We start from the raw sequence: 6,419 nt of genomic DNA on the forward strand, positions 1-6,419 counted from the left end.
CCTACACCTGTTTGGCGCGCAGGCACCAGAGTGCCGTGCCGGCGATCGATGCGGCGAGCATCAGCACCCACAGTGCGCCCAGTTGCCACTGCTCCAGCGCCAGGCCAAACAGAAAAGGGGCGCTGGCCTGGGTCATGCGGGCCGGCACCATCAGCAGGCCCTGGCGCTGGCCATAGCCTTGCGCGCCAAACATCGCTAATGGCAAGGTGCCGATGACGACCGTCATGATGCCGTTGCCCAGGCCAAAGGCCAGCGCATAGGCCCAGCTGCCCGAGGCCCCGAAGACCGCCAGCGCCAGGGCCGCCAGCGGGTAGGCCATGACGGCAATGCGCGCCGACCACAGCGGATGGGCGCGGCGCAGAAAGGCATAGTCGGCGATGCGGCTCGCCACCTGGGCGGGCCCCACCAGCGCCGCCGCCGCCACGGCCGCCGTGGCCGTGGCACCGCTGACCATCAGCAGGCGCGGCAGGTGCGACATCATCGAGGTGCCGATGAACCAGATGGCCGCAAAGGTCAGCGCCAGCAGGACCAGGCTGAGCCACTGGCCCCGCAACGGAGTAGTAGGCGCAGTGGGCGCCGCAGCCAAGCCCGCAGGGGGCATTACCGCATCGGCGCTGGCACGTGCGGGCGCGCGGGGCAAGCTGGCATGCAGCGGCAGCAATACCAGCAGCTGCACTGCCGCCCAGACCAGGCAGGCCTCGCGCCAGCCCCAGCTGTGCAGCAGCCAGGTGGTCAGCGGCCAGCTCAGGGTGCTGGCAAAGCCGCCAAACAAGGTGATGCCGACAATGCTGCCCCGTGCTGCCTTGCCATAGAGGCGCACCGAGGTGGCAAAGGCGGCCTCGTACAGCCCCGCCCCCATCGCCAAGCCCAGCAGCAGCCAGACCGCAAACAGCTGGCCCTGGGTCTGCACCTGCGACAGCAGCACCAGGCCCAGCGCAAACCAGAGGTTGGTGGCCATCAGCAGCGGGCGCCCGCCCCAGCGGTCAATCAGCCGCCCTGCTACCGGCCCGGTCAGCGCCATCATCAGCAAGGCCAGCGAGAACGCGGCAAAGATGCGCGATGGCGGTATGCCCAGGCTCTCGCCCATCGCGCCGGCCAGGATGGCGGGCAGGTAGAAGGCCGAGCCCCAGGACAGCATCTGCCCCAGGCCCAGCTTGCAGGTGGTTAGCACCTGGCCGGGCGCAAAGGATGGAGCGGAAAAAAGGGGCATGGTCAGATCAAGGCAGCGCGCCATTGTGACCACGCTTGCCGCGCTGCACAGTCACCCGCGCTACCGGGCGGGCCATTCAGCGGGCCGGCAAGCTCCGCAGCAGGCTGTTGATGATGTGCTGCGCGTAGCGGCTGGCAATGCTGCGGATGAAGCGCGGAAAGTCCAGGTGCGCGCTGTCATCGGCCCGGTCGGAGATGCTGCGCATGGCCGCAAAGGGCAGGCCATGGTCGGCGCAGACCTGGGCGACGGCGGCGCCTTCCATCTCGACAGCCAGTGGATCCATACCCACCGCCTGCAAGCCGCTGCGCAGGGCCCGCACTTCGGCAGCACTGCTGACAAAACGGTCACCGCTGACCACCAGGCCCTGGTGCATTTGCGGCGCGGGCAGGCCCAATTCGGCCGTCCAGGCGGCTGCGCCGCCGGCCAGGCATTGCTGCACGGCCACAGCCAGCTGCGCGCTCAGCGCGGCATCACAGTCAAAGCGCGCGCGGCCATAGCCCGGCACCTCGTAGCGCGGAAAGAGCGGCGAGGCATCCATGTCGTGCTGCGCATAGCTGCTGGCCACGACCACATCGCCCAGCTGCACGCCCTCCCCCAGGCCACCGGCCACGCCGGTAAACACGATGGCGCGTGCGCCAAAGCGCTCGATCAGGGTGGCAGCCGTGCTGGCCGCCGCCACCTTGCCAATGCCCGACAGCGCCAGCACCACGGCATGGCCATGCAGCTGACCGCAGGTGTAGCGGCGGCCGGCGTAGTCGCTGCTGTGGGCATCCGCCAGCAGCGCGGCAATGCCGGCCTGTTCCTCGGGAAGGGCACTGAGAATGGCAAGGGTCACGTCGGCATCCAGAAAAAGCAAAGCGGAGATTGTCACCGCCGATGGCAAAATAAAATCAAATACTTAGAGCAACTGAATGGATGCTGCCCTCATAGATGCCCTCATAAGAATTGCACCCAAGCCTTCGCGCCAGCGCCAGCAAGCTCGCAATAGTAGCACCGCCTATACGGCCCAGTGAAGCCATTATTCTTACCTTCCGCGTGCAATTTGCGCATTTCATTTGCACTCGGGCCTGCAAGGCCCATCACTGCCCTTTATCTGGGGCGGTCATTCGCATAGGGTGGCCGCTTCACCTTCGCATACTCCCGATCCAGCCAGGCCGACATCCCGCGAAGCGCTGCAGCGACAGCCGAGGGATTGCGCCCGCAAATCCACGTCTGCGGCCACCGATTGAACTCCCCCTCATCCCACTGCTCGCCGCGCAACAGCATGGTGCCGTCCTCTCGCTTCTTCCAAACTTCCACTTGCTCAAGCGGGTATGTCACGAGCTTCATGGGCTCAGCGCGCTTGTAGATCCCGGCCTGATCCCCGTTGAATGGCGTAGCAGACGAGATGACCATACCTAATATTGGGGCTCTGCCGACCAAAAGTGCTGAGCAAAGGTACGCGCCGCAAAACTGCAGCTGCAGCACGTAAAGATCCACGCCGACCCGTTGACGCGCCTCAAGATCAAAAGGGCTGCCAGGACTGACACTGCTCCTGTACCAACCAGGCAGCTCCTCCGGCTCAAATTTCCTGACTGCTTCCATAGCTCGCTCCATTTACTGTATAAATATACAGTCTTTTGGAGATGACTATGGTTCAATCAAGATACTGGCGGTGGCACGTTAGGGATGATGAAGAATGGTCTCAGACCGAGGATCACCACCGCTGGGACAGCATCAAGCTGGATCGAGCCGAGGCCATGCCAATCCTGGGGTCGATGGTGCTGCACTCAGTTTCGGTTGCGGTGGACAAGGATCTGTACGACAGCATTGCGCCCGATGTGCCGTTTTGATGCTGCGCCTACGGGTGGCACATCTCCAGCGCCTTAGCGCAGCGTCCGTGCGACCTGGTGCAATTGATTGCAAAGTGACTTCTACTGAATGATGTTGCTGTGCAACGCTTCATAGGGCCGATTGAGGGGCGTCGTAGTGACCTCCGTATGACAACGTAGTCCTACGTAGATGACTATCGGACATCTGTCAAATCGCTTATTGACGCTGCGAACAATAGCAAGTATCGTGAAGTCAACGGAAAAGTAGCAAAATCAACGGCTCTCTATTGACGCTGCGGGCGATAGAAGTTAAAATTTCCGGCTTCGTGGCAAAAAATTGCCGAAGCAACAACAATTAACATTCTGGGGTGAACATCAGTGGATGCGAAGTTTGGAGAGCATGAGGTAGCAGCGTTGGACGCAGCAGCGGCATGGCAGCAAGCGCTTCCAGTAGTTGAGCAAGTGTGGGAGGGTGTTTTTGACACCACCAACAAGATGCTCAAAGTTCACGCCGATTTTGGATTCGAACTTTTCGAAAAGAAGATGAATCCAAAGATTGAGACAGTTCTATTTGCCTTGAATGTTTTGGAACAGATCCTAGATGCTATGTATACATCTAGTGAGCTGACACCAGACGAGACGCGGATGGTGTTGAATGCTCGGCAACAGATTCTTTTGGTGCAACGTGTTGCAGAAGCACTAAAGGCAAATTGCAAAGATGACTACTTAGTCGCAATGGAACAGATTGCGAAGCAACCTGTTATTTGATTTCTTAAAGGGGCCATTATGGAGAATTTTTTGAACTTTGACATCGAAGCGATGATCAAGCCAAAGAGCCGCCAAGACCTCATTGCACTGGCACATGAGGCGCTGGCTGAACTCGCGATCATCAACGAGGCGCTGGACGAAGTGCTGTCCTCTTCACCCGAAGTGGCTAGCGCAAACTAGCACCCAATCACAAAGAACAAGCCACCCCCGGGTGGCTTTTCTTTTGCCTGGATGTTGCCCCTCGCGTGGTTTTAATGACCACCGCAGGCCTGGTCGCTGTCGTCACCGCTCAGCCGGCGCTCTATGTTCACCTGGTCACAGAGCGCGGCTACTTCGGCGTCTCGTCTCCTAAGATCGCTCCCGAGGATTGCGACCACTTCAATCCCTTCTGCAAGCTTTCTGTCGAGGGCTGCGGTTTTATTTGCAAGATCGCTGCGGGCAGCTGCGTCGGCTTGGGCTTGCGCGCGATAAGTGGCGGCTCTTCCTTCGGCGCCGCGCTGCAGCCGCTCAGCATAAGCAAGCTCACGGCGCTGCACATCAGCAATACCGGTATAGAGGCCCGCCAGGCGGTCGGCGTTGTAGATCGTGTCTTGGGCATGTTTACTCTCCAGTTGTGCAGTGTTGGCTTCGTCGCCGCGTGCGGCTTCGGCGCGGCTGGCTTTGCCCTGGGCCTTCTCGGCGCGCAGCTCGGCTATGGTCTTGCCGGCCTGCCAGCCTTTGACCACCCAGCCGGCGGAGAAGGCCAGCGTGGCGATGATGGCCGCCAGAGCGGCTTTGATCTGCCAGGTCATAGACCCACCTCGCAGATCTCGCTGTTGGCATCGCCCCGGGCCTGCAGGCCTGGCAGAACCACAGACACCCCGTTGACCGTGCCGCGGTTCCAGCGCGGGTTTTCTCGGCATGCGCCCACCACATCGCCAGCGTTGGCCTTGCGCAGCAGCGTCGAGGTGTACAGCGCGCCCTCACCCTTGTTGTGGATGAAGTCGATGAACACGGCCTGCTGCAGCGGGGTGTAGGTGCTCCAAAGGCGGAATAGACCCATGGCTGTGCGCTCAGCCGCCAGGTAGCGGCTGCGCTCCAGGGCGTAGCAGTCGGCCGGCGTGTAGTACCGACCAGCCACCACTGCGCGCCCCGTGATGCCGTTGCAGACCGTCAGGGGCTGACCCTTGCCCAGCTTGTCCACGTAGGGCGTGCCAATGTGCCGGTAGCTGCTCTCGTAGTAGCTGCCCATCACCATGGCGATCTTGACTGCCTCGGATGTGCCGGGGTCAGCGGCCACGGCCTGGATGTACTGATTCTGCTCGGCCATGGCCTGGGCGGCCTTGTCATGCACCGAGACAACATAGCCGCCACCGGTCAGCAGCGCCAGAGCAGTAATGCCGGCGCGCAATGCGTTTGGAATCTTGCTCATGACAGTGCCCCCAGGTCCGTGTCGCCGCTGGGCGGCAGCTTGATGAAGTCCGCCCAGTTCTCGCCCAGTTGCTGCACCAGGTACGATTCAGTGTGCTTGGCGCGCATATCCATCACCCAGCTGATGTGCAGGCGCCGGGCCTGCTCGTCGTCGCGCTTTGCCCGGAGCGCCTGGCGGCGGTCTTCCTTGCGCCGGTAGTGCCGGTTCATCAGGTATCCGGCCACGCCCAGCACCAGACCAGACAGTGCAACCAGCTTGTCCAGCGTCATGGTGCCGAACAGGCTTAGAAACCAGGCTGCGTATACGTTGAGCTTGGCGCCCAGCGCCTGTAGCCATGGGGTTGCCACATCGGATGTGGAGTCGTGGATTTGGTTGGCCATCGGTCGCCTAAATAAGAAAACCCGCCGAAGCGGGTTGTGTTGTGTGTTGTAGGTAGAGGGTTACTCGACGGCAGTGATGACGATGCCGGCGAAGTCCATATGAGCTTCGGGCGGCAGTCCGCTGTTGATCAGCTCAGGGGTGACTTCCCAGCGTTTGCTGTCGCTCATGACTGCGGAAAACACGGTCTGCCCATCGACAAACTGCACATCGAGGTAGCGGTACAGCCCGTCAGAGCTGCGCATGGGCATCGCAAACTCAGCCTCAAAGCCGGGGATGCGCTGGCCGGCGATTTGCAGCTCTGCGGTGATCGTGACCGTGGCGCCCACGGGCAATTTGAGCGCGGAAAAGTCTGGCGCGATCTGCGCGCGTGCTGCATACGGCTCGTCTACGGCAATGCCGGTGAGGACAACTGCGGGCCGCAACGCAGGCTCGGGTGGCGCAGGCTCGTCCACTACGCGCCACTTGCCGGGATACACCGCCTCGGCAAACGCTGCATCTGCGGCAATGGGCTGCCACGTACCGTTGATATTGATCTCAATCATGGCTTACCCCTGGCGCAAGATGATGACTGCTTGACCATCGCCAGCAGCTGTTGACGATGTAAATCCCGATGTGGCGCCCTGGCGCAGAGATGCCGAGGTGCAGCATAGCCCTGGGACTGAGGACGGGGCAATTGAAGTAGCGGCCAGCACAAAACCTCCCGAGCCTGCCATGTAAGCGGCCTGGGGGGATGTAGAGCCAGCTCCGACGTTATTTCCCGCAGAGCCACCGCCCGGGCCAGCATTAGGCGTTGCTGAATTTGAGCTGTTCCCGCCGCCGCCAAACACATCAAGCCCCC

General features: G+C 61.6%; 9 protein-coding genes. 2 read left to right on the plus strand and 7 right to left on the minus strand.

The features are described 5' to 3' along the window. Position 1: 1 nt before the first annotated feature. From EDF71_RS03495 to EDF71_RS03505, 3 genes are all read right to left on the minus strand, one after another. Entirely contained in the window at positions 2–1,210 is a 1,209-nt protein-coding gene (locus EDF71_RS03495) for an MFS transporter (protein WP_133855238.1), read from the minus strand. A 76-nt stretch (positions 1,211–1,286) separates the two neighbouring features. Further along, entirely contained in the window at positions 1,287–2,045 is a 759-nt protein-coding gene (locus EDF71_RS03500; RefSeq protein WP_133855239.1) for a 5'-methylthioadenosine/adenosylhomocysteine nucleosidase, read from the minus strand. 254 nt (positions 2,046–2,299) lie between these two features. Then, complete coding sequence (locus EDF71_RS03505; protein ID WP_133855240.1) at positions 2,300–2,794, minus strand: hypothetical protein; 495 nt, start codon at positions 2,792–2,794, stop codon at positions 2,300–2,302. A 605-nt stretch (positions 2,795–3,399) separates the two neighbouring features. Here EDF71_RS03505 and EDF71_RS03510 point away from each other — a divergent pair. Together EDF71_RS03510 and EDF71_RS24910 are read left to right on the plus strand one after the other, a co-directional pair. Beyond that, complete coding sequence (locus tag EDF71_RS03510) at positions 3,400–3,789, plus strand: hypothetical protein (protein WP_133855241.1); 390 nt, start codon at positions 3,400–3,402, stop codon at positions 3,787–3,789. A 30-nt stretch (positions 3,790–3,819) separates the two neighbouring features. Next, positions 3,820–3,969 (plus strand): hypothetical protein, encoded by a 150-nt coding sequence (locus EDF71_RS24910; protein ID WP_166656431.1) that lies wholly within the window; start codon positions 3,820–3,822, stop codon positions 3,967–3,969. Positions 3,970–4,040: 71 nt separating this feature from the next. On the opposite strand, the gene EDF71_RS03515 is transcribed toward EDF71_RS24910, so the two are convergent. The 4 genes from EDF71_RS03515 to EDF71_RS03530 are packed head-to-tail and all read right to left on the minus strand — an operon-like array spanning position 4,041 to position 6,123. Next, complete coding sequence (locus EDF71_RS03515) at positions 4,041–4,580, minus strand: hypothetical protein (protein ID WP_133855242.1); 540 nt, start codon at positions 4,578–4,580, stop codon at positions 4,041–4,043. Further along, positions 4,577–5,200: a glycoside hydrolase family protein gene (locus tag EDF71_RS03520; RefSeq protein WP_133855243.1), complete on the minus strand. Its 624-nt coding sequence runs from the start codon at positions 5,198–5,200 to the stop codon at positions 4,577–4,579. The genes EDF71_RS03515 and EDF71_RS03520 overlap by 4 nt, the downstream gene beginning before the upstream one ends. Beyond that, positions 5,197–5,580, minus strand: coding sequence for a holin (locus tag EDF71_RS03525; RefSeq protein ID WP_133855244.1), 384 nt, complete (start codon positions 5,578–5,580; stop codon positions 5,197–5,199). Before EDF71_RS03525 ends, EDF71_RS03520 begins: the two co-directional genes overlap by 4 nt. A 60-nt stretch (positions 5,581–5,640) precedes the next feature. Continuing rightward, complete coding sequence (locus tag EDF71_RS03530) at positions 5,641–6,123, minus strand: hypothetical protein (protein WP_133855245.1); 483 nt, start codon at positions 6,121–6,123, stop codon at positions 5,641–5,643. Positions 6,124–6,419 lie beyond the last annotated feature (296 nt).

The sequence above is a fragment of the Comamonas sp. JUb58 genome, from assembly GCF_004364775.1.
Classification (GTDB): Bacteria; Pseudomonadota; Gammaproteobacteria; order Burkholderiales; family Burkholderiaceae_C; genus Comamonas.

Excerpts from the sequence above, each read along its gene's own strand:
- EDF71_RS03520 (WP_133855243.1), bottom strand. The coding sequence starts at position 5,200 with ATGAGCAAGATTCCAAACGCATTGCGCGCCGGCATTACTGCTCTGGCG.
- EDF71_RS03515 (WP_133855242.1), bottom strand. The coding sequence starts at position 4,580 with ATGACCTGGCAGATCAAAGCCGCTCTGGCGGCCATCATCGCCACGCTG.
- EDF71_RS03495 (WP_133855238.1), bottom strand. The coding sequence starts at position 1,210 with ATGCCCCTTTTTTCCGCTCCATCCTTTGCGCCCGGCCAGGTGCTAACC.
- EDF71_RS03530 (WP_133855245.1), bottom strand. The coding sequence starts at position 6,123 with ATGATTGAGATCAATATCAACGGTACGTGGCAGCCCATTGCCGCAGAT.
- EDF71_RS03525 (WP_133855244.1), bottom strand. The coding sequence starts at position 5,580 with ATGGCCAACCAAATCCACGACTCCACATCCGATGTGGCAACCCCATGG.
- EDF71_RS03505 (WP_133855240.1), bottom strand. The coding sequence starts at position 2,794 with ATGGAAGCAGTCAGGAAATTTGAGCCGGAGGAGCTGCCTGGTTGGTAC.